At 60.9% G+C, this 24637-nt stretch carries 22 protein-coding genes; 12 read left to right on the top strand and 10 right to left on the bottom strand.

Annotation, left to right across the window (positions count from 1 at the left end):
• Positions 1 to 5: 5 nt before the first annotated feature.
• The 5 genes from ACZ5C3_RS07945 to ACZ5C3_RS07965 form a co-directional block, all read right to left on the bottom strand.
• Entirely contained in the window at positions 6 to 1016 is a 1011-nt protein-coding gene (locus ACZ5C3_RS07945; RefSeq protein WP_464036664.1) for an alpha/beta fold hydrolase, read from the bottom strand.
• 76 nt (positions 1017 to 1092) lie between these two features.
• Entirely contained in the window at positions 1093 to 2733 is a 1641-nt protein-coding gene (locus ACZ5C3_RS07950; protein WP_464036666.1) for an ABC transporter ATP-binding protein, read from the bottom strand.
• Positions 2730 to 3557, bottom strand: a complete 828-nt coding sequence (locus ACZ5C3_RS07955; protein ID WP_464044635.1) for an ABC transporter permease — start codon at positions 3555 to 3557, stop codon at positions 2730 to 2732. Before ACZ5C3_RS07955 ends, ACZ5C3_RS07950 begins: the two co-directional genes overlap by 4 nt.
• Positions 3558 to 3559: 2 nt before the next feature.
• A complete protein-coding gene (locus ACZ5C3_RS07960) occupies positions 3560 to 4531 on the bottom strand; it encodes an ABC transporter permease (protein ID WP_464036668.1) in 972 nt (323 codons plus the stop codon).
• A 12-nt stretch (positions 4532 to 4543) separates the two neighbouring features.
• Complete coding sequence (locus ACZ5C3_RS07965; protein WP_464036670.1) at positions 4544 to 6145, bottom strand: ABC transporter substrate-binding protein; 1602 nt, start codon at positions 6143 to 6145, stop codon at positions 4544 to 4546.
• 185 nt (positions 6146 to 6330) lie between these two features.
• Here ACZ5C3_RS07965 and ACZ5C3_RS07970 point away from each other — a divergent pair, with 185 nt between their 5' ends.
• The 6 genes from ACZ5C3_RS07970 to ACZ5C3_RS07995 all read left to right on the top strand — a co-directional run bounded on the left by ACZ5C3_RS07970 (position 6331) and on the right by ACZ5C3_RS07995 (position 12739).
• On the top strand, positions 6331 to 6996 hold the full coding sequence (locus tag ACZ5C3_RS07970) for a phytochelatin synthase family protein (RefSeq protein ID WP_464036672.1): 666 nt from the start codon (positions 6331 to 6333) through the stop codon (positions 6994 to 6996).
• Positions 6997 to 7135: 139 nt separating this feature from the next.
• The gene (locus ACZ5C3_RS07975) at positions 7136 to 8008 is read left to right on the top strand and encodes an EamA family transporter (protein ID WP_464036674.1); all 873 of its coding nucleotides are present in this window, start codon (positions 7136 to 7138) and stop codon (positions 8006 to 8008) included.
• Between the two features lie 196 nt (positions 8009 to 8204).
• Positions 8205 to 9887 carry a methyl-accepting chemotaxis protein gene (locus ACZ5C3_RS07980; protein WP_464036676.1) on the top strand — a complete coding sequence of 561 codons (1683 nt, stop codon included), beginning with the start codon at positions 8205 to 8207 and terminating at the stop codon, positions 9885 to 9887.
• An 89-nt stretch (positions 9888 to 9976) separates the two neighbouring features.
• Complete coding sequence (locus ACZ5C3_RS07985; RefSeq protein ID WP_464036678.1) at positions 9977 to 10864, top strand: LysR family transcriptional regulator; 888 nt, start codon at positions 9977 to 9979, stop codon at positions 10862 to 10864.
• Between the two features lie 108 nt (positions 10865 to 10972).
• Positions 10973 to 12232 (top strand): YbfB/YjiJ family MFS transporter, encoded by a 1260-nt coding sequence (locus ACZ5C3_RS07990; protein ID WP_464036680.1) that lies wholly within the window; start codon positions 10973 to 10975, stop codon positions 12230 to 12232.
• Positions 12233 to 12259: 27 nt separating this feature from the next.
• Positions 12260 to 12739 (top strand): YybH family protein, encoded by a 480-nt coding sequence (locus ACZ5C3_RS07995; RefSeq protein ID WP_464036682.1) that lies wholly within the window; start codon positions 12260 to 12262, stop codon positions 12737 to 12739.
• A gap of 71 nt (positions 12740 to 12810) precedes the next feature.
• Here the strand turns inward: ACZ5C3_RS07995 and ACZ5C3_RS08000 are convergent, their stop codons facing one another.
• Positions 12811 to 13332 carry a cytochrome P460 family protein gene (locus ACZ5C3_RS08000; protein ID WP_464036684.1) on the bottom strand — a complete coding sequence of 174 codons (522 nt, stop codon included), beginning with the start codon at positions 13330 to 13332 and terminating at the stop codon, positions 12811 to 12813.
• A gap of 552 nt (positions 13333 to 13884) precedes the next feature.
• On the opposite strand from ACZ5C3_RS08000, the gene ACZ5C3_RS08005 reads away from it, so the two are divergent.
• Positions 13885 to 14088, top strand: coding sequence for a hypothetical protein (locus ACZ5C3_RS08005; protein ID WP_464036686.1), 204 nt, complete (start codon positions 13885 to 13887; stop codon positions 14086 to 14088).
• Positions 14089 to 14500: 412 nt separating this feature from the next.
• On the top strand, positions 14501 to 16078 hold the full coding sequence (locus ACZ5C3_RS08010; protein WP_464038288.1) for an OprO/OprP family phosphate-selective porin: 1578 nt from the start codon (positions 14501 to 14503) through the stop codon (positions 16076 to 16078).
• 64 nt (positions 16079 to 16142) lie between these two features.
• Here the strand turns inward: ACZ5C3_RS08010 and ACZ5C3_RS08015 are convergent, their stop codons facing one another.
• The gene (locus ACZ5C3_RS08015) at positions 16143 to 17003 is read right to left on the bottom strand and encodes an NAD(P)H-dependent oxidoreductase (RefSeq protein WP_464036688.1); all 861 of its coding nucleotides are present in this window, start codon (positions 17001 to 17003) and stop codon (positions 16143 to 16145) included.
• A gap of 92 nt (positions 17004 to 17095) precedes the next feature.
• On the opposite strand from ACZ5C3_RS08015, the gene ACZ5C3_RS08020 reads away from it, so the two are divergent.
• Positions 17096 to 18013 (top strand): LysR family transcriptional regulator, encoded by a 918-nt coding sequence (locus tag ACZ5C3_RS08020; protein WP_464036690.1) that lies wholly within the window; start codon positions 17096 to 17098, stop codon positions 18011 to 18013.
• A gap of 39 nt (positions 18014 to 18052) precedes the next feature.
• Here the strand turns inward: ACZ5C3_RS08020 and ACZ5C3_RS08025 are convergent, their stop codons facing one another.
• Both ACZ5C3_RS08025 and ACZ5C3_RS08030 read right to left on the bottom strand, forming a co-directional pair.
• Complete coding sequence (locus tag ACZ5C3_RS08025) at positions 18053 to 18715, bottom strand: Vgb family protein (protein ID WP_464036692.1); 663 nt, start codon at positions 18713 to 18715, stop codon at positions 18053 to 18055.
• A 41-nt stretch (positions 18716 to 18756) separates the two neighbouring features.
• Positions 18757 to 19974, bottom strand: coding sequence for a helix-turn-helix domain-containing protein (locus ACZ5C3_RS08030; RefSeq protein WP_464036694.1), 1218 nt, complete (start codon positions 19972 to 19974; stop codon positions 18757 to 18759).
• A gap of 251 nt (positions 19975 to 20225) precedes the next feature.
• On the opposite strand from ACZ5C3_RS08030, the gene ACZ5C3_RS08035 reads away from it, so the two are divergent.
• Positions 20226 to 20699: a YbaK/EbsC family protein gene (locus ACZ5C3_RS08035; RefSeq protein ID WP_464036696.1), complete on the top strand. Its 474-nt coding sequence runs from the start codon at positions 20226 to 20228 to the stop codon at positions 20697 to 20699.
• Positions 20700 to 20718: 19 nt separating this feature from the next.
• Here ACZ5C3_RS08035 and ACZ5C3_RS08040 read toward each other — a convergent pair whose 3' ends face one another.
• A complete protein-coding gene (locus ACZ5C3_RS08040; protein WP_464036697.1) occupies positions 20719 to 21618 on the bottom strand; it encodes a helix-turn-helix domain-containing protein in 900 nt (299 codons plus the stop codon).
• Between the two features lie 51 nt (positions 21619 to 21669).
• Here ACZ5C3_RS08040 and pobA point away from each other — a divergent pair, with 51 nt between their 5' ends.
• Positions 21670 to 22842 (top strand): 4-hydroxybenzoate 3-monooxygenase, encoded by a 1173-nt coding sequence (pobA, locus tag ACZ5C3_RS08045; protein ID WP_464036699.1) that lies wholly within the window; start codon positions 21670 to 21672, stop codon positions 22840 to 22842.
• A gap of 97 nt (positions 22843 to 22939) precedes the next feature.
• A complete protein-coding gene (locus tag ACZ5C3_RS08050; protein WP_464036701.1) occupies positions 22940 to 24628 on the top strand; it encodes a tannase/feruloyl esterase family alpha/beta hydrolase in 1689 nt (562 codons plus the stop codon).
• The last annotated feature ends 9 nt before the right edge of the window (positions 24629 to 24637 follow it).

Raw genomic sequence — 24637 nt, forward strand, 5'->3', positions numbered from 1 at the left:
CGCCATCATTCCAGCCAGCGCCGTACGGCGGTCTTCACGAAAGCTGCATCGGCGGGAATGATGGCGGGATTGCCCGCGCGGTGACCCCAGATGCTCGGGATCGGAAGCAACTCGGCATTACCGAGGTGCTTCAGTTCGAGCTCATTGTCGGCGACACGGAAGTAGAGATCGGTCTCGCCCGGTAGCAGCAGCACCCGGGCCTTGATCGCCTTGAGCGCGCGCTCGAAATCACCGCCGTGGGTTGGATTGGCGCTGATGTCGCCGTGGTACCAGGTGACGAGCTGGGCATAGCAATTGGCCGCGCGCCGGCGCGCGAACGAGGCTTCCCAGTCATTCTTCAAATACGTGTCGAGATCTGGCACCTTGAACGCAGTGAGATGCAGCTTCTCGCGATAGAAATCCTGGCTCAATGCCCAGCCGGCGTAGATGTGACCGATGGCGCGCAACGTCAGGCGCGGCTCTTCCTTGAAGCGCCCATGGCCGAGATGTTCGGGGGCCGCTTCGAAAGTGCGCAGCAGTCCTGAGAGGAAAACCTTGTTGTGTTCGGCCGTGCGCGCGCTGCTGCACACCACGATGATGCGCGCGACATCGTCGGGAAACATCGCGGCCCAGTGATAGGCTTGCTGGCCGCCCATGGAGAAGCCGTAGACCGCGTGAAGCTTCTCGATGCCGAACTGTTCGGTGAGCAGGCGGCGCTGCGCCTGAACATTGTCCCATGGCGTGACCAGCGTAGGATAGTCCGGCGTCTCGGCCGCGCCGGATGAGTGTCCGTTGGAAAACATGTTCGGAATAATCACGAACCATCGGGTCGGGTCGAGAATGCCGTCCGGCTTGACCAGCCACTCCATGTCGTCATGCTTGGCACCGTAGCTGCAGGGATAAAGCACCACATTGTCTTTCTGCGGGGACAGCGTGCCATAGCTCTTCCACACGATGCGCGCGTCGCGAATGACCTCGCCCGACTGCACCTGATAATCGCCGAGGGCGAATTCGCCCGTGTTCGTCGGCCAATCCATCAATCCTACCTTTCCGCTGAAAATTCGTTGCGCGCCCTTATACGCTGCGACGGGAGACCGAGCTATCGCTGTAAAGTCATGACACCATTTCAGTGGTGTGGGATTGCTCCCAGGCTGCGCCGGGGACAGCCGCAAACAATTCGCGGGTGTAGGGATGTGATGGCGAGGCATGGATCGTCGCGGCATCGCCAATTTCAACAATACTACCTGCACGCATCACCGCGATGCGATCGCAGACCTGAAGCGCCACGCGCAGATCATGGGTGACGAACAGCATGCTGAGGTCGAGCTTGTGCTTGATGTCCGCCAGCAGCTTCAGCACCTGTGCCTGAACCGATACATCAAGTGCGGAGACAGGTTCATCCGCCACCAGCACTTCCGGCTCCAGTGCCAGTGCGCGCGCGATACCGATGCGCTGCCGCTGGCCGCCGGAGAATTCATGCGGATAGCGAGCGGCCGCGACTGCACTGAGGCCCACCAGCTCTAACAATTCGGCGACGCGGGCCTGCGCTGCTGCACGGCTGACGCCATGGATCATCGGGCCCTCCGCGATGATGTCGCCGACACTCTGGCGCGGATCGAGCGAGGCGTAGGGGTCCTGAAACACCATCTGCACGCGCTTGCGATAGGGGCGCAACTGGCGGCGGGAGAGATAGGCAAGCTGCTCGCCGTCCAGCAACACGTCGCCGGAGTCAGCAGGCGCAAGACACGTCAGCACACGCGCCAGCGTCGATTTTCCCGAACCGGACTCGCCGACCAGCCCCAGTGTATCGCCCTTGCGCAACATCACGCTCACATCGTTGAGCGCCATGGTGACGCGGCCGCCGAAGCCGCGGCGGGCATAGGTCTTTTTCAGATTACGCGCTTCGAGGATTTGAACACCCGGCGTATTCGCGGGCCGCGACGGCGGCATGAGCCGCGGCACGGCTGCGAGCAGCGAGCGGGTGTAGGGATGGGACGGATTGCGCAGCACGTCGTCGCGGCGGCCTTCCTCGACCAGTTGGCCGCGCTGAAGCACGGCAACGCGATCGGCGATCTCCGCCACCACACCGAAATCGTGGGTGATGAACAGCACCGATGTATTGCGCTCGCGCTGCAGCTCGCTCAACTGCTTGAGGATTTGCGCCTGTGTCGTAACATCGAGCGCAGTGGTCGGTTCGTCCGCGATAAGAAGCTTCGGCCGAAGCGCCAAAGCCATCGCGATCACCACGCGCTGACGCTGGCCGCCAGAAAGCTGATGCGGATAGGAGCGATACAGCCGCTCAGGTTCGGGCAGGTTGACGTCGGTCAGCAGTTGCACCACGCGTTCACGCCGCGCGCGGCGGGACAGATCGGTATGCAGCCGCAGCACCTCGTCGACTTGATAGCCGACCCGATGCAGCGGATTGAGCGCGGTCATCGGCTCCTGAAACACCATGCCGATTTGCGCCGCGCGGATCTTGCGCATCTGCGCTTCGGTCGCCTGAGCGAGATCGGTGGTGCCGAAACGCAGTGCGCCGGAGGTGACCTTCACGCGCTGGGGGAGCAGCCCCATGATAGCCTTCGCAACCATGGATTTGCCGGAGCCGGACTCGCCCACAAGACAAGTGATCTCGCCAGGGCGCAACACGAGATTGAAATTCTCCACCGCATGGGCGCGATCGGCGCCGCCGGGCAAAGAGATGCTCAGGCCCTCGATCGACAGCACCGGCGTGGATAAGAAAGATCCATCATTCATCGGTCGCGCAGCCTTGGATTGAGGGCCTCATTCAGGCCGTCGCCGACCAGGTTGATCGCCAGCACCGTGGCAAGGATGGCGAGACCGGGAAATGTGCAGATCCACCACGCGGTGCGCAGCACCTCGCGTCCCGCACTGATCATCAGGCCCCAACTCATCAGGTTGGGATCACCGAGACCGAGAAATGACAGGCCGGATTCGAACAGGATCACGCTCGCCACCAGCAAAGAGCCGACCGCGATCAACGGCGATGCGCAGTTCGGCAGCAAATGACGGAAGACGATGCGGCCATCTCCGGCGCCGAGACCCGCACATGCCAGCACGAATTCGCGGCCGCCGAGCGAAGCAAATTCGCCACGTGCCAGCCGCGCGATGCCGGGCCAGGAGACGATGGCAATCGCAAGGATTTCACTGCGCAGCGATGGCGACAGGATCGCGACCACCAGAATCGCCAGAATGAACGACGGAATGGTCTGGAACAGTTCAGTGACGCGCATCAACGCGACGTCGAGCCTGCCGCGGTAGTAGCCGGCGATCGCGCCAAACAACACGCCGAGCAATGTGGCGGCAACCGTCGTGGAAATGCCGATGATCAGCGAGGTGCGTGCGCCATACATGATGCCGGCCGCAACGTCGCGGCCCAGCGTATCGGTGCCGAGCAGGAACTTGCCACCGGGTGGCTGCACCGGCTGTCCTGCGAGAGCGAATGCGCCAGCGGGATAGACAAGAGGCGCAGCCAACGCCATCACCAGCACAAGGAGCAGGACGAGCGAGCCAAGCAAAGCGAGGCGGTTGCGCGCAAATCTTTTCAAGGCAGCTTGCACGGTCAAGCCTCCATACGCGGATCGAGCGCGATGTAGGCGAGATCGACCACGAGGTTGATCACGACAACAACGCAAGCGGAGACGAGGAAGATGCCGAGCAGCAGGTTGAGATCGCGGCCCTGCAGCGCGGAGAAGGCGAGGGTGCCGATGCCCGGCCAACCGAACACCGATTCTACGACGACGGAGCCGCCGATCAGGTTGCCGGCCTGCACGCCCGCCATGGTGACGACTGGCAGCAGCGCGTTGCGCAGGATGTGGCCGAACAGGATGCCGCGTTCGGTCTGGCCTTTGGCGCGCGCGGTGGTGACGTAATCCATATTGGCCTGCTCGATCACCGAGGCGCGCATCACCCGGGTGTAGAGCGCGAGATAGAATAGTGCTAGCGACAGCGCGGGCATGACGAGATGGCGGGCGACGTCCAGGACATATTCGCGGCCCTCATAGAAGCTGCCGATGGTTTCGAAGCCGCTAGTGGGCAACCATCCCAAGCGTATCGACAGCAGCACGATCAGCATCAGGCCGAGCCAGAACGAGGGCGTTGCGGAGGCCAGCAAAGCCAGGATTGAACTTGCAGCATCGCGCCATGAATTGCGCGCGGTGCCTGCGAGCAGACCAAGCAGGCTGCCGACAACGACGGAGATGACGAAGGCGGTGCCCATCAAGAGCAACGTCGGGCCCAGCCGATCGAGGATCAGGTTGAGCACCGGCTCGTCATTGCGGAACGAATAGCCGAGATCGAGCGTCGCGATGTTGGCAACATAGTGCCAGAGCTGGACCGGCAGCGACTGATCCAGTCCGAACTTATGGCGCAGCATCGTCATGTATTCGGCAGTGGCGCCGCCGCCTTCTCCGGCCATGACTGACGCCGGGTCGCCCGGCGCCAGATGGATGAGAAAGAAGTTGAGCACAGCAATACAGAACAGCACTGGTATCGCCAGCGCCAGCCGCCCGCCGACATACATCAAACGTCGCATCAGTTGATCCCGTCAGTGTTCGATCCATGCGCGCTCGAACGCCGAGTAGGTGCCGAGCGGATTGGTGGTGGCATCGTGAAGCTTGCGGTTGAACACGCTGACGTACTGCACTTCTGTCAGCCAGATCACCGGCGAGTCGGCCACCAGGATCTTCTGGATCTTGTGATAGATCTCCGCGCGCTTGGCAGGATCGAGTTCTTGCGAACCGGCGGCGAACAGGTCGTCCACTTCCTTGTTGCTGTAGAAGGTGTTGTTGACGAAATCGACGCCCTTGCGGATCTGGCCGGTGACATACTGCCGCTGCACGCCGATCACCGGGTCGGAGAGCCCGAGGAAGAACGGCTCGCTCATGTCGTAGTCATAGTTGGTGTAGACACGACGCAGCCATGCGCCGACATCTTCACTGCGCAACGAGAGATCGATGCCCACCGCGGCGAGCGCCTGCTTGAGATACTCCGCCTGGCGCAGCCACTGTTGACCGAACGGGTTGACTTCGAGCGTCGCCGAGAAGCGCATGCCATTGTCTTTGCGCGGCAGGCCTGCCTCATCGAGCAGTTTGTTGGCGATCGCGATGCGGTCCGGCACGTCGAACTTCATCACGTCATCGGTGTAGAGCCCCTTGAAGTTCGAGTTGAGAGGGCCGGTTGCAGCTTTTCCGAAGCCATACTGCACGTTGTCGATGATGAAATTCCGATCAATGGCATAAGCAATGGCCTGACGCACCTCGCGCTTGTCGAAGGGCGGACGATGCGGATTCATTTCGATCTCGCTGAGGCCGTTCGCCATCTCGTAACCCTTGGTGGTGGTGTCGAGCGTCGGATTGGCCTGCAGCCGCTTGACGTCGGCATAGTTCACCGCGCTGTAGCCGGCGAAATGTGCTTCGCCGGCTTCAAGTGCGGCCGAGCGGGTCGATGCGTCGGGAATGAAACGCGCAACGATGCGGTCGAGATAGGGCAGGCCCTTCTGCCAGTAGTTTGGATTGCGATCGAGGCGGACGTATTGACCGCGCTCCCATGCGCCGAATTTGTAGGGTCCGGTGCCGATCGGCTTGTTGGCCGATGGATTGGCTGCGGGATCGGTGTTTTCGAATACCGATTTGGAGAGGATCGGTGCATCGTAACCCGACAGGGCCTTCATCAGGTAAGGCGCGGGATGGTTGAGATGAAACACCGCGGTCAACTCATCGGGTGTATCGATCGATGCGAGTTCGCCGAGTACCACGGGCGCGCGCGGGTGCACTTTCTTCAGCACCTGCATGAAGGTGTATTGCACGTCGGCGCTGGTGAATTTCGCGCCATTGTGAAAGGTTACGCCTTCGCGCAAATGAAATGTGATGGTCAATCCGTCCGGGGAAATCTCCCACGACTTCGCAAGTTTTGGTGTGGGGTTCAGGTCCCAGTCATATCCCACAAGTCCTTCGTAGACTTGGCACGACACCGGACAGATGTTGCCCGCGACCGAGAGATAGGATGCAAGCGTTGCAGGCTCGGGCTGCACGATCATGACCATGGTGCCGCCGCGTTGTGGTTCCGCTGCCTGCGTTGCAGGCGACATGACCACGAATGATGCAGCAACCAATAATGCGCGGAGGCTCAGACCGAACCTTTGATACATAAGAGAAGTCTCCAGATTGAAATGTATTGGCCGACGAGGCCGCGCGAGGATGCGCACGAATGACATTCATCCACGAAGCAAGGGGTGTGCCATTTATCGGGTGATCACTCGACCGTGAGCGCTGTGACATTGTGCAAATTGTCATAGTCAACGCGGCGTCTAAAATGGCGCGAGGGAGTGTCGGCATGACCTCGCGTGGAAGGAAGATCCTTTTTTCAGGTGCTTCGCTTCTGCTCGCCCTGGCTGCGGGGCTGTTTATCCTTGTCGAACAGACCCGTGTCAGCGCGGACGCGATCCGCACGTCCGTCACACGCACGGACGATCTGATCAACAAGGCGTGGTCGCTGCCTGTCGCTGCAACCTTCGAGCGTAAAGTGACGTGGCAATCGAATCCGTCGATGTGCGGCCCCGCGAGCGTCGTCAACATCCAGCGCTCCATGACCGCGTCTCGCATATCAGAACGCAGCGTGTTGAAGGGCACAGGGCTTTGCTGGTCCGGCTTCTGCTGGATGGGACTGACCCTCAATGAACTTGCCGTTGTGGCAAAGACCAAGACGCGGCGCTCGGTGAGCGTGCTGCGCGATCTCACGCCGGAGGAATTCAAGGAGCATTTAAAGCGCGCGAACAACACCGACCGGCGCTACATCATCAACTTCAACCGCGCGGCCATCTTCGGTGCAGGTGCCGGTCACCATTCGCCGATCGGCGGCTATCTCGAGGCCGAGGACCTCGTCTTCGTTCTCGATGTCAATCGCGACTATCGGCCATGGCTGATAGAGCGTGCCCGTCTGTTCGCTGCCATGGATACGTTCGATGGCGAGCGCAAGCGCGGTCTGCTATTGATCCAGTGAACATCGCTGCATGCTCGCTCCGCAGATCACCATCTCGCCATGGCTGCTCTGCCGGGCTAGGAAGTTATGACCTTTCCGATTCCCGTCGCTTCGTGGGTATTGTCCCGCACCGGCCTGCATATAGGACAAATCCCTCGCGATGACGCCCGAAACAATCTCCCTGGTGCTGGCCTTCATGGCCGCCCTCCTGTTCGGGACCGGCGTCGTCATCACCCAGTTCGGCTTGAAGTATCTGCCGCCGCTGTCGGGCGCGGCGGTCAGCATGCCTGCGTTCACGGTCCTGTTTCTGCTGCTGTCACCGATCCTGCTGCACGGAGAGACGCTGGAGTGGCGCGCCGTGCCAATCTTTATTGGTGTCGGCCTGGTCTTTCCGGCATTGCTGACGACGCTGACATTCTCGTCCAACCGCGCGTTGGGGCCGGTAGTCACCGGCGCGCTCGGCAATCTGGCACCGCTGTTTTCAGTGGCGCTTGCGGTCGCAGTGCTTGGTGAGGAGCTGCATTCGCTGCAACTGGTCGGGCTCATCGTTGCCATTGCCGGGGTGTTTCTCATCACGCTCTCGCGCGCGAGCGACAAAGGCGACTGGCGGACATGGGCACTCTTGCTGCCGCTGGGAGCCGCGGTTCTGCGCGGTGTCATTCCGCCCATCATCAAGATCGGTCTTGCGATCTGGCCGAGCCCGATCGCGGCAGGGCTTGTCGGCTACATCGTGTCGTCGCTCGTGGTGCTGACATCCGAGCGCGTCCGCACCGGGCGTTTCATTCCCAAGGGCCCGATCTATGGACATCTGTGGTTTGCTACGGTCGGCATCTGCAACGGTGTTGCGACGCTGATGCTTTATGCCGCCGTCGGCTACGGCCGCGTCTCGCTGGTGACGCCGCTGATTGCCACATACCCACTCGTCACCGTGGTGCTAAGTGCGCTCATCCTGACGCACATCCGCATCACGGCGAAACTCGCCCTCGGCACCCTCGCGGCAGTTGCGGGTGTCGTGCTGGTGTTGGTCGGATAACGCTTGCCTTTTTGGATGGGGGTATGCGCGTTGCCGAGGAACGAGCCGCGTGAAATCTTCGTAAGCGGCCCAACTTTTCGTCACCGATGAGAACGAAGCGGGCCGCCGTCTTCATCGAAATTAAACGAAAATTGACGGCTGTTGGACAATCTTCTGCAATCGGCGCACTCGAATTGCTGCGAAGATTGGAGTTCTCATGTCGCGTCTAGCGAACGTGTCCATCCTGGTTCGGACAATACTGGCCTTCGGGCTCGTGTTGCTGGTGACTATGGGCCTCGGCGCGTTCTTCCTCAAGGAAGTTTCCCTGATCGAGCGGGCCGCGTCCGGGCTTGGCGGACACGCGATGCCGTCGCTATCACAAGCTGGGGAAATGCTGAACTCGGTGGTCAACTCGCGGCGAGAGGAGGCCAATCGGCTTTTGAGCGTTACAGCGGATGATGCTGGGTACCGGGAAAACTTGATTCACGGTTATGTAGAGAAGGCAAGGAAGGCTCGCGCGCTGTATCAGCCGTTAAGTGAACCCGAGCAAAGCACTCTCGCGGAGTTTGACGGACTGCTGCCCCATTACGTCACGACGATCAATCAAGTCTTGGCCCTCATAGATAAGGGCGACGCGGATGGCGCACATCAACTGTATGTCGGTGACAATCGCAAATATTTTGACGCTGTAAACCTTCTGCTTGCGCGGCTCGTTGAGCTCAATAACAAGAGCGGCGAAACTTCCTATAGGACTTTGTCTGAAGCGGTGAACTGGTCCCGCGATGGGACGCTGCTTGCTTTGGCGCTGGCGAGCTGTGTTGCTTTTGCGATGGGCTATTTAACGGTTCGCACAACCGCTTCACCCGTCGGTCGGCTGACGTCCACTATGCTCCAGCTGAGCAAACATGACCTGGAGGTGGCAATTCCGGATACCTCGCGGCGCGACGAAATCGGCGCGATGGCGTGTGCGGTGGAGGTATTCAAATCGGGACTCATCGAAGCTCATCGTTTGACGGTCGCGCAAGGCGTGGAAGAAGCTGCAAAGAGCAAAAGAGTTGACGCGATTAACGGGCTTGTATCGGCGTTCGACTCACAGTCCACAGTTGCGTTGACAACTTTTGGTACTGCTGCATCTCAGCTTGATACGACGGCCCGAAGCATGGCGGGCTTGGCGAAGGAATCCATTAGCCAAACGCAGGAGGCGGCAGCGGCAGTCGATCGCATAACCAATAGCTTCCATAGCGTCGAGGACGCTGCGGAAAAAATGTCGTCCAGCATTTCCGGGATCAACGAGCAGGTTACGCACGCGAAGCGGATCGCCGATCGTGCAGCAAACGACATTCGCAATACACAAGACACTGTGAACGTGCTTACGCAGGCAGCCCAGAAGATCGGTGAGATCGTCACGCTGATCAATGCCGTTGCTGCCCAAACTAATCTGCTCGCCCTCAATGCGACGATCGAGGCGGCGAGGGCCGGCGAGTTTGGACGTGGCTTTGCTGTCGTTGCTGCCGAAGTCAAAGGCCTGGCTGCGCAGACAGCCAAAGCTACCGAAGAAATTACAACTCATATTGCTGCCGTTCAAAAGGTGTCCGGCGAAACAGCCGGCGCGATTGAAGGGATCGGAACGACGATTGAAGAACTCAACAATATTTCCGCTCATATTTCCGAAGCCATGAGCGATCAGGGACAGTCGACGTACGACATTCGCGATCATGTCAGGCAGGCTTCCAGCGACACGCGCGCCATGGTCCAAACCATGCGCTATGTCGCCGATGCAGCGACCCAATCCGGAGCCGCCGCCGGTCAAGTGCTGCACGCTGCTTCGGAGCTTGCTGCCCGGTCGACTTCACTGCAATCGCAGGTCGCGGTTTTTCTGAAGGACGTAAAAACCGCCTGATCGGACCATCAGCTTGACGGGGAGGGGCGGGAGTTACACATTCCCGCCTACGTTCTTGCCGTGAATTTCTCTCCGGCACAGGAGCCGTCATGGAATACGCAGATCTCCGCGTTCTGGAAGCTGTTGCCCGTCACGGCAGCATGAATCGCGCCGCGGCCGAGCTGCACATGGTGCAGTCCAATGTGACGGCGCGCGTCCGTGCGCTTGAAGAGCAGGTGGGAACCGCGCTTTTCCAGCGTACCAGCCGGGGTGTCGTGTTGACGGCGGCCGGTCAGCGGCTTCTGCCCTATGCATCGCGGATCGGTGCGCTTCTGAAGGAAGCGCGCGAGGCGGCGCGTGATGACGGGACACCGCGCGGGCCGCTCCACATCGGCACGCTGGAAACCACCGCAGCACTTCGGCTGCCGGCAGCGCTCTCGGCCTACACACAAGCCTATCCTGAGGTCGCGCTATCGCTGACCACCGGAACGAGCAGCAGCCTTGTCGCCGAGGTGCTTGATCGCAGCCTCGATGGAGCGTTCGTGGCTGGCCCGGTTCAGCATGCCGACCTCGCCGAAGACGTAATGTTTCGCGAGGAGTTGGTGCTTGTCACGTCGCCGGCGTTCCGCAATCCGGATGATCTCGGCGAGCAGCGTGATCTCAAGATCATCGTCTTCCGCAGCGGGTGTTCGTATCGCCAGCGGCTGGAGAACATTCTCGCCCAGCGCGGGATTCAGACTGCGCAGCCGCTCGAATTCGGCTCGCTCGATGCCATCATCGGCTGCGTCGCCGCGGGCGTCGGGATTACCTTACTGCCGAAGGCTGTGGTGTTGCCCGCATGGCGCGAGGGGCGGGTGTTGGCGCATGAACTGCCGCCGGAACAGGCTCGCGTTGACACTGTGTTTATCCACCGCAAGGATACGCACCTCACCAGCACCCTCGCGGCATTCCTGGACATCGCGCGGCCGTCGCCGCTGAAACTGGTGGCCGGCGAGTAGGTCGTTATCGATTTTAGAGATAACCGCTCTCTCAACAATTCGTTACCGCCGATAGCGACCCCTCCCTATCTTTGGTTCTGAGCCGAACTTCGGATTCAGGACATTCAAATGCCAGGGTCGAGCACATGTGACGCTGCCAAGATCGCCGCAAACAGCGTCGCACCAAACAATAACACCAACTTCAACAGCTGGCGGGTCACCCTGTCGGCATCCTGCGCGAGCCTCGTCGGCATCGGTCTTGCGCGCTTCGCTTACACGCCGCTATTGCCGGCCATTATCGGCGCGCACTGGTTCGCGCCATCCGCAGCCGCCTATCTCGGCGCGGCGAACCTTGCCGGGTACCTTGCAGGCGCATTGCTGGGGCGGCCACTGGTCGCGCGCGTGCCTGCGCACATCGCGTTGCGCGGTCTAATGCTGCTCGCGGCGCTTGCGTTTTTCGCCTGCGCTGTGCCCGTCTCGCTCACATGGTTTTTCGTCTGGCGCTTGCTGTCCGGGATTGCCGGTGGTGCACTGATGGTGCTTGCGGCGCCAACAGTGTTGCCGCATGTGCCGCATCGCCGCCGCGGCGTTGCCAGTGGCGCGATCTTCGCAGGCGTGGGCTTGGGCATCGCGATGTCAGGCACGCTGGTGCCGCTGCTGCTCCGTCAGGGCCTCACTGAGACATGGTGCGGCCTCGGCGTGTTGTCGCTCGTTCTCACGCTGGTCGCGTGGTCGGGTTGGCCGACGGAGGCCGCGGTTACGCCAGCCGCGCCCCAGACGCAATCGCCGCGGCGTTTGCCGACAGTGCGGCTGCGCGCGCTTTATGCGGAATATGCGCTCAACGCTGCTGCGCTCGTGCCGCATATGCTGTTCCTCGTCGACTTCGTGGCGCGTGGTCTTAAGCAAGGTTTGGATAGCGGCGCGCAGTATTGGGTGCTGTTCGGTCTCGGTGCCGTGGTTGGTCCGGTCCTGAGCGGCCATTTGGCGGATCGGATCGGTTTCAGGTCGGCATTGCGTTGGGCGTTTATCGCGCAGGCGCTGGGTGTCGTACTTCCGGTGTTGAGCACCGGTGCGCCGTCGCTGATCGTGTCGAGCTTCGTCGTCGGCGCGTTCACGCCCGGCATCGTGCCGCTCGTGCTCGGCCGCATCCACGAATTGGTGCCGCACGATGTCTCCGCACAGAAAGCCGCGTGGAGCGCGGCCACGACAGCCTTTGCCTTGCTTCAGGCTGCGGCTGCTTACGGCCTGACCTTCGTCTTCGCCCAGAGCGGCGGCGATTATCACCTGCTGTTCATGATCGGAACGGCGTCCGTCGTGCTGGCGGTGTGCGTCGATTTTGCCGTGGCTGCCTTCGCACCGCGCGGCAAGCCCCACGATGCGCACAAGTGAAATTGAGATCAGAAAAGGAAAAACGGCATGTCGACAACTCCAACCGAAATCAGCGGCGTCGAGCATATTGACGATCCTGCGAGTCCATTGGCCGCGCTTAGCGGGTTTTATCGGGCGTTCAACGCAGGTGATCTCGATGGCCTTGCAAGCAATTGGCTGGACGGCGCCGAACCGAGCATGAGCAACCCGATCGGCGGAATTCGCCGCGGTTGGTCGGAGATCAGTGCAGGCTACGCGAAGCTGTTTGGTGGGCCAGCCCAGGTGCGCGTGACATTTCACGATTTCACCTCACATGGGGACGATCATGCGCATCTGTTCGTCGGGCGGGAGAAAGGCGTTTGCGAGTCGCCGTCAGGCACGCTCGCTTTGCGCATCCGCACCACACGATGGTTCGTGCGGAAGGACGGCGTATGGCGGCAGCTGCATCATCATGGCTCGATGGAAGAGCCTGCGCTGCTTGCGGATTATCAGCGCATCATCTTCGGCGCTCCGCTCGGCGCGCCGTGATTACGATTTCTGAAGATGAAGCTCACGCTCAGCACCGTCGTTGCCGTACGCTGCTGAGCGGCTAAGGGTATTCACTTCTTCTGATACGCGGTGAAGACGTAATCTTTGGCCGTCACGAGGGTATGGCATGCGGTGCCGCAGTCAGCACCAGTGCCTTCGGGCGCAAAAGTATCCGAGGCGGTATCATAGTTAAACTGCGCGTATCCCCAGTTGCCATTGGGGAAACGCTTGCTGTCCCTGACCATAAAATCCACATCGTGCAGAACGTCCGGCACGCTCGTTGGCGCAGGGGCATCAATGCTTTTTTTGAGTTTCCAATGGATCTTCGCAGTCTTGGATCCGTCCGGGAAAGGTTTCCCGTTTCCGGGGATGCCGGACTTGTAGGCCTCGATCATCACGGGATTGGCGAGGATCACGGCCATCACGTCCTCTGCCAGACTGACGGAGACAACCTCCCAGTTTTCGTATCCTCTGAAGTCGGAGAATGCGAGCCCACCCGGTACCTGCACCGTGTACTTATCTTGAGCTGAAATGGCTCTGCCTGCCAGCATGACAGCGACAACGACCGACAGCAACGACGCAACTCTCAACATGCTCATTCCTCCGCCGTGATGTGAAAAATAATTTCAGTGACGCGTGAGAGGCATTGATGTGGTGCGCGACGTTCAACTCCTTTCCATTTATTAGCATGGGCGCGGCGCATCGTCTGGCGCCGGCGACCGATGCAACCGTATCACCCGATTATTCGAAAGCCAGTCCAAATCCGAGGCGCTGCTCTCAGGTCATCGCAGTGAAAGGAAAAGGTCTGTCACGGCCCGGTGCTCCGGTAGACCAGCGTGATGGTGCGGACGACGCCCAACCGATCTTGCTCAGTCGGCGAGGACGACAACACATAGATTCGTGATGTCGGAGGCGCGAGAATCTTGAGACGCAATATTATTCCCGCATTGAATTTAATGTGAGCTTGTTTCGCGATGCGAAGCACGCGTTGCTGTTATCTGCCTGAGGGCGAAAGAACTCTAGATTTATCGTTCGATCACGTTAACGGGATCGAAACGCTGTCCAGCCCGCGTTGAGGAAGGCAGTTTGCCTGCCAAGGAACGATCATCGTCGCGAGGTATTCTCCCCGCAGGCAGGGACATTGAATGCAAGACTATAAGATCAAACGAGCCGGTCGCGAGTTTGTCGTCTATGTTGGTGACAGCCAGATACTGAAGTGCGCGAGCCGGCGTGAAGCGGAAAATGCAATCCGCAATGCCAACGGTGACACGGCGCGCCGCTGGTATGCGTTACCCAGTCTTGAGCGCGCGTTGAATTACTTCCGCAACGCGTCCCGCGTTTCGGACTAGCACGCGTCCCTATAAAGTTAGCGTGATTGGCGTCGCTTTATCGATGCCTGTTCTGTGACGCCCGCTTTGTAATATTCGCCCTGTGATACCTGCTTTGCCATCTCTGCATAGAGCATCGCTCGAAGCGAGGTGATGAGAGACAATTTATCTAACAGTCTCGAACTGAGCAATTATCTTCCCGTTCAGATAACGCTCATAGCAGAACTGCACTGCCGGAATGCTTCGAAGAGTTGTGCAAAATGCCTCCATACATAGCGGTTGGTTGTGCATTGATCGTAGTGCGATGTTGTTTTGGCGCCACGCTTCGCTATCAAATCTGATTCCGTCAACAACGTGTCATCTGCGGATGTTTGCTAAGGGCACACACCCGTTAGGAGTCTCTATGCCCATCTATCGTTTCGCTTCCGCCGCGATGCTCGCGGCAACCGCACTCACGTCGGTTACCATCCAACAAGCGCATGCAGAAGGCAGCGATGCCGAAATCGCGCTTTTGAAGCAGCAAGTCCGCCTGCTCGAGCTGAAACTCGACAAGATCCAGCAGCAAACATCGGCAAACACGACCGCGACGGCAAATGCCAAAGCTGAAGCAAAGGCTGAGGCGAAAGCCGAAGCGAAAGCGGCCGCAAAGGCTGCGGTCGCAAACGCCAATGCGTCGTTCCCGGCGAAAGCTCCGGTGGCGTATTCCGGCGCGGTGGTGTCGATGCCGAACAACCGCCCGACCATCTGCACCGCGGACGGAGAGAACTGCGTCGGCATCACGGGTCGCCTGCACTGGGATGTCGGTGGTTATGACTTCCACCCCAACACCTCAAACGGGCCGCAACGGCTCGATTCCGGTGAGAATGTTCGCCGTGCACGCATCGGCATCGTCGGCAAGTTCCTGAGCGACTGGAATTTTGCCCTGATCTACGATTTTGGCGGCACATCTGACGGCTTTGGCGGTGCGGCGGCCGGCTCGCTTCCGGGCGGCGGCACGTCGGGAGTCGAAAACGCCTATATCAGCTACACAGGCCTCAAGCCGTTCGGCGGCAAGATGGCGATCGAAGGCGGCATCATGGATCTGCCATGGACGCTGGATGAAGCCACCAGCTCCAACGACATTCTGTTCATGGAGCGTGCTTCGGCGGGCGTCGTCGCGACCAACATTGCTGCCGGCGATTTCCGTTCGGCGTTCGGTACGCGCTGGTGGAACGACCAGTTCTGGGTGGGCGGCTACGTCACCGGCCCGACCACGGGCTCAATCCATTCCGCATCCACTACGGCGCCAAGCTCCACCGAGCAGTACGGCGGAGTGATCCGTGCTGCAGGCCAGCTCGTGAGTGGCAATAACTACTCGTTGCATATCGGCGGCGACGCAGAATGGTTGATCCAGCCACCGCGTAGCATTGCGACCAACCAGCAGACGCTGGCGCTGAGCGATCGTCCGGAACTGCGCATCGATCCGACTACGCTGATCACGACCAGCGCGATCGCCAACACGTCGGCCGCGCAGGTGTACGGCGTCGAAGCGGCGGGCAACTACGGTCCGCTGTTCTTCCAGGGTGAGTACTACTGGTTCAACGTCGAGCGCGATGCTTCGACCGGTCTTGCGCCTATTGGTGCGCCGAACCTGCACTTCCAGGGTGGCTACGCGCAGGCGAGCTACGTGCTGACCGGCGAAAGCCATACCTATAACACCTCGACTGCGGCGTATAACGGCATCAAGCCGAAGGATCCGTTCTCGATACAGAACGGCGGCTGGGGCGCGTGGGAAATCGCAGGCCGTATCTCGACCATGGATCTCAACGATCAGGTCGGTACGGCGCTCGGTGTCGCAGGCGGTCGGCAGACCGTCTACACGGCGGGCTTGAACTGGTACGCCAACGGCAACCTGCGCATCATGTTGAACTATCTGCACGGTGACATCGCCAAGCAGTTGTCGCCAACGTCAACGGTGGATGCCGGCTCGACGTTCGACGCGGTTGCGATGCGTACTCAGTTCGCGTTCTGAGATCGTCAGTACTGTAATGATGAGTTACGGCAATCCAGGACAAATATCCTGGATTGCCGTTTCGTTATGCGATGTCGCGTGACGTCGGCGCGATATGGCGCGACGTGAAGTCGCCCGGCACGCCAAGGAAGATGTTGGACACGAACGGCGTCCCGCGCTGATGCAGTGCGTGACCGACGTGTCCGTTCGCATGCTCTGGCTTGAGAACCTGCAGCTCATCGTAGTCGCCACCGTTCTGTGAGCGAAAGGCGATGGGTTCAGTGACCGCAATATCCAGCAGGCGGCGGATGTAAGCCTGCGCCATGTTTTCCACGGCGTCCGGCGTCGCCCTGTTGACCTCGTAGAACACCGCAGGCGGGACAACCGTAAGACCGGGATAGAACAGCAGGCCGTGATTGATCGGCCAGAGCAGATCATCAATGGTACCGTTGACGCCGCGCGGGCCGTAATGGGACATGCGGCCGCCGACCGTCATCGCCACCATCGCGCGCTTACCCTGAAGAATGCCTTCGCCGAAGCGTTTGCCCCATTGCGCGCCGCCATGCGGGCCAATGCCGTAGGCAAACCCATACGCATAGACGCGGTCGAACCATCCCTTCATGATGGCCGGCATGCCATACCACCAGAACGGAAATTGCAGTACGACAACGTCGGCCCAGAGCAGCTTGCGCTGTTCTTCGGCAACGTCCGGCGACTGGCTGCCGTTGGCGTAGGCGTCTTTTGAGGCCACGGCGTAGTTGAGCTGCGCATCGCGGTCCCGTGCGGGGAAATCGTCGCGATCGGCGACGGCCTTCCATCCCATGGCGTAAAGGTCGGAGACGACGACCTCATGCCCAGCGGCGGAGAGGGCCTCGACCGCGCGGTCCTTGAGGTAGCCCGTCAGCGATTTCGACTCCGGATGAGCATAGATGATCAGGTATTTCATGGTGTCCTCACGATCAGCTTGTTGCTGAACTGAAGATGGGGCATCAAAGGTATTTATTGAAATTGTAGGATGTTGGTGCTGGTATCCATCGTATGGATGACAAGCGCCAGGACCTGAATTTGCTGTTGGCCTTCGACGCACTGCTGTCGGAGCAGAATGTCACGCGTGCTGCCAAGCGCCTCAACCTCAGCCAGCCGGCGCTAAGTGCGCAGCTCGCCCGGTTGCGCGATCTGTTCGGCGATCAGCTTTTCATGCCGACGTCCCGGGGCGTGTTGCCGACCGCGCGCGCAGAGGAGTTGCGCGAGCCGGTGCGCCGCGCGCTGAAGGAAGCGAAAAGCGTGTTCGGGCAGGGGCGGGGCTTTGATCCTGCCACGGCCGAGTTCACCTTCACCATTGCGTCCAGCGATTACATGCAGGTCGCCGTGCTGCTGCCGTTTCTGACGGCAATCAGCGAAGCCGCGCCAAAAGTGAGAGTGATGGCGAAACTCGGCACTCCTCGCTCTGTGCGGGCCGACCTTGAGCGTGGCGATCTCGACCTCGCTTTCCTGCAGACAAGAACTCCAGAAGCGCTTGGATTGCACGCGCTGCCCGTGCTTCAGGAAACCTATGTCGGCATCGCGCGGCGCGGAAGCGTGCCGACGGGACGGATGTCGATGAAACGTTTTGTGGCTGCACGGCATATCATCGTTGCGCCGGCGGGTGAGAGCTTCCTGGGGCCGACCGACGCGGCGTTGGCTGCGGCCGGTTTGACGCGCACGGTGTCCTTCGCGGTGTCGTCTTTCGTCACGCTGATCGAGGCGGTGGCGCAGAGTGACCTGATTGCGATGGCGCCGGAGCGGTTGGCGCGGCGATATGCCGACAGGCTGGATCTGTTCAAGGCGCCGATCGATGTCGAAGGTTTCGGCATCGCGATGGTGTGGCACGACCGCACCAAAGACCATCCGGCACATCGCTGGCTGCGCGACAGGTTGGCGGCGTTTTGTAATGTAACACCGCGCGGGCGTCGCTGAAATTTCAGCGGCGCCTGCGCTTCGTGCTTTCAAGTTTTGCTATCGTGCTGCCACACGCTTCGGCTTGCGGATGGCGCGCACCTTGCCGCTCTTTCCGCCGCCACAGAAGAAACGATCGGCGCCGTCGGATTCCAGTCCCGACACGGCAGTGTCTGGCGGCATCTTGAGACTCTCCAGAAGTTCACCCGTCTTGGGATCGATGCGCCGCACGTCGCTCTCGTCGCCCTCCCAGGTGCCGTGCCAGAGTTCGCCGTCCACCCATGTCACACCGGTGACGAAGCGGTTGCTCTCGATGGTGCGCAGGATCTTGCCGGTATCCGGATCGACCTGATGGATCTTGCGCTCGCGGTATTGCCCGACCCACAATGAGCCTTCCGCCCATGCCATGCCGGAGTCGCCGCCGTCACCCGGCGCCGGAATGGTGGCGAGCACATCGCCGGTGTTCGGATCGATCTTCTGAATGCGTTTCTCGAAGATCTGAAACAAATGCCGGCCATCGAAGGCCGTTCCCGCATGTGCAGGCACGTCAAGCGTGCGCTGGAGTTTCCCGCTGGCGGGATCGAATGCAACAATGTTTTCGCCTGTGGCGAACCACACATTCCTGCCGTCGAACGTCACACCGTGCACATCCGCGATGCCGGGGAAGGGGCCGTACTCCTGAACGATTTCAGCGTTGCTGGCGTTGGCTGTTGATTGCTTCATGTGCTCATTCCTCTGGTCGTTGTGTGATGAAGCCATCTTATTTAGCCCGGCAGTGGAGCTGGGAGTAACAACGTCGTCGTGAAACCGGGAACGGGCGGCGTCATCCAGCGGCGCGCACGTCCATGGCCGAAGGACTGCACCTTACCAGCAAGGGCCAGCGCGTCGAGCGCGCGCTGCACCGTGCGCTGGCTGGTGTCGAGCGCCAGCGCCAGTGCTGAACTCGACCAGGTCTCACCGTCGGCAAGCAGCGCCAGCACGGCTGCGTATTGTTCCTCGACAGGATGTGCCAGCACGATGATCTTGCGGGCGGTGCGCGGCGTGAGCGCGAAGCCGCGTGGCGTGGCCGTGATGCTCGCCACCTTCTCCAGCATGGTGCGCAGCCGGCCGATCTCGACCCGCAGCCGTGCGCGGTGGGATTCATCGGCATGTTTGGCGCGGAACGCCCGCTTCACCAATTCGTCCCGTGAGACATCGCCGGGCCAAGCTTCGGCGAGGGCGCGTGCCAGCGCGAACAGCACCGGTCGCGTGGCGAGTGAAACAGTCGCATGAGGATCACGCACCACATAACGGCACGCATCGACCATAAGGTCTTTCGAAGACTGCAGCGCCTCGACCTCATCCAGCAGCAGCGGCCTTTCTTCGCCATCCGCGATCAGGCGTGCGGCGGGTGATTTGAGGATGCGCATCGCATTCTCGACTTCCCCGATCAGGGCGGGAATCCGGGCCTCACGCGCGCTCTGCGTTGCACGCGCCAGTGCATCGCGCGCGGTCTTGGCCTGCAGCCGCCGTATCGCGATGCCTGCGATGGTCAGCGCATGAAAGGTCTTCAAGGCCGGAGGCAATGGTGCGGGATCGAGCAGGGCAAGCACGCGTTCGGCGTCGTCAAGCCGTCCGATCAGCAGCAAACGGCGCACCTCGAGGTAGCGCGCGTGCGCCGCGTTGATGTGGTCGCCATGCTGTTCGAGCGCGATGCGCGCGGCATCGAGCGTCTTCTCCGGCCAGCCCAAATCGCGCGAAGCCAGCGCGATCTCCGCTTCGGCGACCACGCACCGCGCCCGGGACACCGCCTCGCGCGGGCCGAACGCGCGCGCAGCACGCCGCAGCAACGCCTTGGCACGGGCCAGATCGCCGAGCTGCGCCATCGCGATGCCACGCAGCGCCAACGCGGGCGCGTCGTCGCGCAGGGCAACACGGTTTAGCGCGCCGAAGGGATCACCCGAGGCGAGGGCAAGCGCGGCGGCCGTGATCAGCGAATCCATCCGAATCCCGACACATGTGTCACTCGCATTGTTCGATGCCCGGTCCTCGTCGCCGCTGCAAGCCTGAATCAGCACCCGATGCGGAACAAACGAGGCGGGGAGGTCAAGCAGAGCACGCGATGACCATGGACTGATGCGGGAACATCGGGCAAAAACCGGACAGCGCGACGCCGGTGAATGAGCGGCAGCTGACGAATACCCGGCTGCCCACTGTCTCCGGCGATGCGCCTGACAAATGGAAAAAACGTCCCATGTCGAGTTCAACTCCCGCGACGCGCGCGCTGGTCGCCGCAGGCGTCGCGGTCGATCTTCGCCACTACGATTACGATCCGCAGGATCAGCAAATCGCGATCGCGGCGGCGTTGGCGCTCGGCGAACCTCCTGGTCGTGTATTGAAGACGCTCATCATCTTTGCGGATGAAAAGCCCGGCTGCGTGCTCGTGCCCGCGGACCGCGAGGTGAAAATGAAGAAGGCAGCCGCCGCGTTCGGCGCGAAGGCGGCGCGGATGGCGACGGTGGCCGAAGCCGAGCGGATCACGGGGTATAAAGTGGGCGGCGTCAGCCCGTTCGGTCAGAAGAAAGCCTTGCGGACGTTTTTCGAGCGCGCGGTGGAAAGCGAGCCTTACGTCTTCGTCAACGGCGGTCAGCGCGGACTTCAGCTCAAGATCGCGGTGGCTACGCTTCAAGCAGTGGTAAAAGCCCAGGCCGTCGATCTCACCGGCTGAGGACGCTGGCGTGACGGTGTCAGCTTCCCTTGTTCAGCCGTTCGCGAAAGGCGCGCGGGGACAATCCCGTGGCTATCGTATAGACGCGGGTGAAATATGCAGGATCGTCGAAGCCGAGCGCATAGGCGATCGCGGAAACAGGCAAGTTTGTGTAGGCAAGATTTCGCCGCGCTTCCCGGACCATCCGGTTGAGGATCTGGTGCGACGCGGTGCTGCCGGTTGCTGCACGCGTCACGCGGTTGAGATGCGTGGGCGTGATCGACAGCGCCTCCGCGTAGTCCGAAACGCTCCAGCGCTTGAGGTGATGCTGCTCAAGCAGGGCCTCGAAGCGGCGAAAGATATCAGGCTCCACTGCGCTTTCGCGTGTCACGCGGGCAAGCTCGCGGGCGACCAGTCCGATCAGGCTCGCGGACAATCCGCGCAGAACATGGGCGCGGGCAAAACCCTGCGCCGCATGCTCGGTGAAAATCTGCTTCATCGTCGCGCGGATCTGCGACGTTCCCCGCACCACAGCGGCATGAGACAATAGGCCGCGCAGACCTTCCGAGGACAATAGAACCTGATCCAGGATCTCGGTGGACAGCGTCAGAACCCACCCCTGCGTGCCAGGCACGAAGTTAAACCCGTGCACGTTCCCGACAGGGACGTTCACGATGGACATTGGCCGCAGCGCGTAGGATTGACCGTCGAGCGTCGCCTGTCCGCCGCCGCTTTCGATCAGCAACACCTGATGCAAGCGCTCATGGCGGTGCACGGCCAGCGTCCAGTCATGCAATGAAGAGCGCGAAGGAATAGTCTCGCAATGCACCACGTCCGGCAGGTCGGCGTGCTCCCCGAACAGATTGTAGACCTTGATGGCCGAGCTTGGTGCTATTTTCCCCATGTTCGAATTGTACAAGACAATGAGTGATCCCTCCATCCGTTTCTCCCGTCAAATCGGAGAATGATAGGGTCTACGGAGGAAACAAAAGTGAAGGTTCAGGTCTGTATCGTCGGCGGTGGACCGTCCGGCCTCTTGTTGTCGCAGCTCCTTCATTTGCAGGGCATCGACTCGATCGTTCTCGAAAGACACACCCGGGAGTACGTGCTGTCCCGCATCCGGGCCGGCGTGCTGGAGCAGGGCTTTGCCAAGCTGCTGCGCGAAGCCCAGTGTGGCGAGCGGATGGACCGCGAAGGCGAGGTTCACAACGGCTTTCACATCGCGCACGAAGGCGTGCTCGATCACGTCGACCTCCACAAATATTCCGGCGGCAACTCGGTTCTCGTCTATGGCCAGACCGAGGTGACGCGCGATCTTTATGAAGCGCGCGATCGGCTAGGCGGCAAGATCGTCCACGAGGCGGAAGACGTGACGCTGCACGGCCTGACGTCAAATGCTCCCTATGTCACCTATCGCCACGAGGGGAAGGAATTCCGCGTCGACTGTGATTTCGTCGTCGGTGCCGACGGCTTCCACGGCGTCAGCCGCAAATCGATCCCGGGCGATGCCTTGCGCGAGCATGAAAAGGTCTACCCATTTGGCTGGCTCGGCGTGCTGTCGCGCACGAAGCCGGTGTCATCGGAATTGATCTATGTGAAGCATGAGCGCGGCTTTGCCCTGTGCTCGATGCGCTCTCAGGTGCTGAGCCGTTACTACATCCAGGTTCCGATCACCGACAAGGTGGAAGACTGGTCTGACGATGCCTTCTGGGCGGAATTGAAGCGCCGTTTGCCGTCCGAGGTAGCGGAGCAGCTTGTCACCGGTCCGTCGATTGAAAAGAGTATCGCGCCGTTGCGCAGCTTCGTCGCTGAACCCATGAGCTATGGCCGGCTGTTCTTGGCAGGTGATGCAGCGCATATCTTTCCGCCCACCGGCGCGCGGGGTCTTAACACCGCAGGCTCGGATATTCACTACCTTTACCATGCGCTGCTCGCTCACTACAAAAGCGGCGACAGCGCGGGGCTCAAGGAGTATTCGCAGAAGGCGCTTGCCCGCGTCTGGAAGGCGCAACGCTTCTCCTGGTGGATGACGTCGATGCTGCATCGTTTCCCCGATCGCAATTCTTACGACGACAAACTGCAGCAGACCGAGATCGATTATCTGTTTTCATCGGAAACCGCGATGCGGATGCTCGCCGAAAATTACGTCGGGCTGCCGTTCTGAAATATTGGCGGGCTCTCCCTGGGCTCGCCGGACATCAGAGCGTTCATCAATAAAACGAACGATCATCAGATCGTCATCAATCAACAAGGGGAGGATTATGCAGGGACATCGTCTGCTTATCGCCGGAACTATGCTGTTGGTTTGGTCCTCGGCCTCGCAGGCCACGGAGCCTGCGGGTGAGGCTTGTGCAAAACTTAAAGACGCGGTCTCAGCCGTCAGCATCGAGTTGCCGAGCCGTGGCGCCACCGTCCAGTCGGCTGAACTTGTCCCACCAGCTCCGCTTAAAGCCGCCGAGCTGCCTTTCGGCCCGTTGCCGCCGTATCTTGCGGTCACGCCTGCAATGCCCGAGTACTGCAAGGTTGTCGGCGAAATTGCGCCGGTCGATGAGAAAGCCCCGCCGATCCGCTTTCAAGTTAATCTTCCGACCCAATGGAACGGCGCGTCCTTGCAATTCGGTGGAGGCGGTTTCAACGGCACACTGATCACCGGTCTTGGCTTGGCGCCGCTCGCGCGTGCGGATCAGCCGTCGCCGCTTGCGCAGGGCTTCGTCACCTATGGGACCGACTCCGGTCACCAAACCGCGCCGGGGACGCCGCTCCAGGCTTTCGCGCTCAACGATGAAGCGCTGACGAATTTCGCTTACGCATCCTACAAGAAGGTGCGCGATGTCGCCGTCGAACTGATGCAGCGGCGCTATGGCCGAAAGCCAACGAAGATTTACTTTGCCGGATTCTCCGAAGGCGGACGCGAAGGCCTGACCATGGCTCAGCGATTTCCGGATGACTTCGACGGCATCATCAGCGGCGTCCCCGTCATCAATTGGGTCGCACTTCAGGCTGCAGGAACGCGGGTCGGTGCAGCGCAGTTGAAGGGCGGCTGGCTGGGGCCGGACAAGGTCAAACTCGTGGGCGAGGCGGTGCTCGCCGCGTGTGACCGCCTCGACGGTCTCGCGGATGGAATTGTCAGCGATTACGAAGGCTGCAAGCAGGCATTCGATACTGCCAAGCTCGCCTGCAAAGCCGATGTACAGTCTTCCGGTGGACAGTCGTCATGCCTGTCAGCGGCGCAGCTTGAAGCCGTCACTCGCATGCATAGCTCACTGGAACTCAGCTTCACGCTCGCCAATGGCATCCGCACCTATCCTCAATGGGGGCTTGGCGGTGAGGCGACCAGCGGCACCGGTCCAATCGGTGGCTGGATGAGTTGGCAAACTGGCGCTGACGCGCCGACATTGCCGCCGGGGCCGAAGAGCAGCCGTGGGTGGCTCTATGGCAGCGGCGCCGTGCAGTATTTCTTTGCGCGCGATCCGAATTTCGATGCCTCGAAATTCGACCCGGCGCGATTGGCGGAACGGATGAAGGAGGTTTCCTCCCTGATGGATTCTACCGATCCCGATCTGTCGCGGTTTCTGGCGCGCGGCGGCAAGATCATCATGTACGAGAACATGGCCGATTACGCCCAGAGTCCGTATGCCGGCATCGCGTATTACAAATCCGTTGTCGACAAGATCGGCGCGGACAAAGTTGATGGCTTCCTGCGGCTCTTCATCTTGCCCGGCGTCGATCACATGGGGACCGGTGCGCCCGCGAGCGTCGATCTGTTGAGTGCCCTGACGGCGTGGGTCGAAAAGAGCAACCCGCCCGGTGAGCTGACCGTCGCAGCGCAAGAGTCAAAGGCGCCGTTCACTGTCACCGCCACCCGTCCCCTGTGCCGTTATCCCGCTTATCCGCACTATGCGGGCGGCGATGCGAACAGCGCGCAAAGTTTCGAGTGCACGGTGCACTGACACCATCAC

Source organism: Afipia dichlorophenoxyacetatis, from assembly GCF_055386385.1.

What these genes read in the sequence shown, in the direction of transcription:
- ACZ5C3_RS07945 (WP_464036664.1), bottom strand. Translation starts at nt 1,016, where the DNA reads ATGGATTGGCCGACGAACACGGGCGAATTCGCCCTCGGCGATTATCAG.
- ACZ5C3_RS07950 (WP_464036666.1), bottom strand. Translation starts at nt 2,733, where the DNA reads ATGAATGATGGATCTTTCTTATCCACGCCGGTGCTGTCGATCGAGGGC.
- ACZ5C3_RS07960 (WP_464036668.1), bottom strand. Translation starts at nt 4,531, where the DNA reads ATGCGACGTTTGATGTATGTCGGCGGGCGGCTGGCGCTGGCGATACCA.
- ACZ5C3_RS07965 (WP_464036670.1), bottom strand. Translation starts at nt 6,145, where the DNA reads ATGTATCAAAGGTTCGGTCTGAGCCTCCGCGCATTATTGGTTGCTGCA.
- ACZ5C3_RS07970 (WP_464036672.1), top strand. Translation starts at nt 6,331, where the DNA reads ATGACCTCGCGTGGAAGGAAGATCCTTTTTTCAGGTGCTTCGCTTCTG.
- ACZ5C3_RS07975 (WP_464036674.1), top strand. Translation starts at nt 7,136, where the DNA reads ATGACGCCCGAAACAATCTCCCTGGTGCTGGCCTTCATGGCCGCCCTC.
- ACZ5C3_RS07980 (WP_464036676.1), top strand. Translation starts at nt 8,205, where the DNA reads ATGTCGCGTCTAGCGAACGTGTCCATCCTGGTTCGGACAATACTGGCC.
- ACZ5C3_RS07985 (WP_464036678.1), top strand. Translation starts at nt 9,977, where the DNA reads ATGGAATACGCAGATCTCCGCGTTCTGGAAGCTGTTGCCCGTCACGGC.
- ACZ5C3_RS07990 (WP_464036680.1), top strand. Translation starts at nt 10,973, where the DNA reads ATGCCAGGGTCGAGCACATGTGACGCTGCCAAGATCGCCGCAAACAGC.
- ACZ5C3_RS07995 (WP_464036682.1), top strand. Translation starts at nt 12,260, where the DNA reads ATGTCGACAACTCCAACCGAAATCAGCGGCGTCGAGCATATTGACGAT.
- ACZ5C3_RS08000 (WP_464036684.1), bottom strand. Translation starts at nt 13,332, where the DNA reads ATGTTGAGAGTTGCGTCGTTGCTGTCGGTCGTTGTCGCTGTCATGCTG.
- ACZ5C3_RS08005 (WP_464036686.1), top strand. Translation starts at nt 13,885, where the DNA reads ATGCAAGACTATAAGATCAAACGAGCCGGTCGCGAGTTTGTCGTCTAT.
- ACZ5C3_RS08010 (WP_464038288.1), top strand. Translation starts at nt 14,501, where the DNA reads ATGCTCGCGGCAACCGCACTCACGTCGGTTACCATCCAACAAGCGCAT.
- ACZ5C3_RS08015 (WP_464036688.1), bottom strand. Translation starts at nt 17,003, where the DNA reads ATGAAATACCTGATCATCTATGCTCATCCGGAGTCGAAATCGCTGACG.
- ACZ5C3_RS08020 (WP_464036690.1), top strand. Translation starts at nt 17,096, where the DNA reads ATGGATGACAAGCGCCAGGACCTGAATTTGCTGTTGGCCTTCGACGCA.
- ACZ5C3_RS08025 (WP_464036692.1), bottom strand. Translation starts at nt 18,715, where the DNA reads ATGAAGCAATCAACAGCCAACGCCAGCAACGCTGAAATCGTTCAGGAG.
- ACZ5C3_RS08030 (WP_464036694.1), bottom strand. Translation starts at nt 19,974, where the DNA reads ATGGATTCGCTGATCACGGCCGCCGCGCTTGCCCTCGCCTCGGGTGAT.
- ACZ5C3_RS08035 (WP_464036696.1), top strand. Translation starts at nt 20,226, where the DNA reads ATGTCGAGTTCAACTCCCGCGACGCGCGCGCTGGTCGCCGCAGGCGTC.
- ACZ5C3_RS08040 (WP_464036697.1), bottom strand. Translation starts at nt 21,618, where the DNA reads ATGGAGGGATCACTCATTGTCTTGTACAATTCGAACATGGGGAAAATA.
- ACZ5C3_RS08050 (WP_464036701.1), top strand. Translation starts at nt 22,940, where the DNA reads ATGCAGGGACATCGTCTGCTTATCGCCGGAACTATGCTGTTGGTTTGG.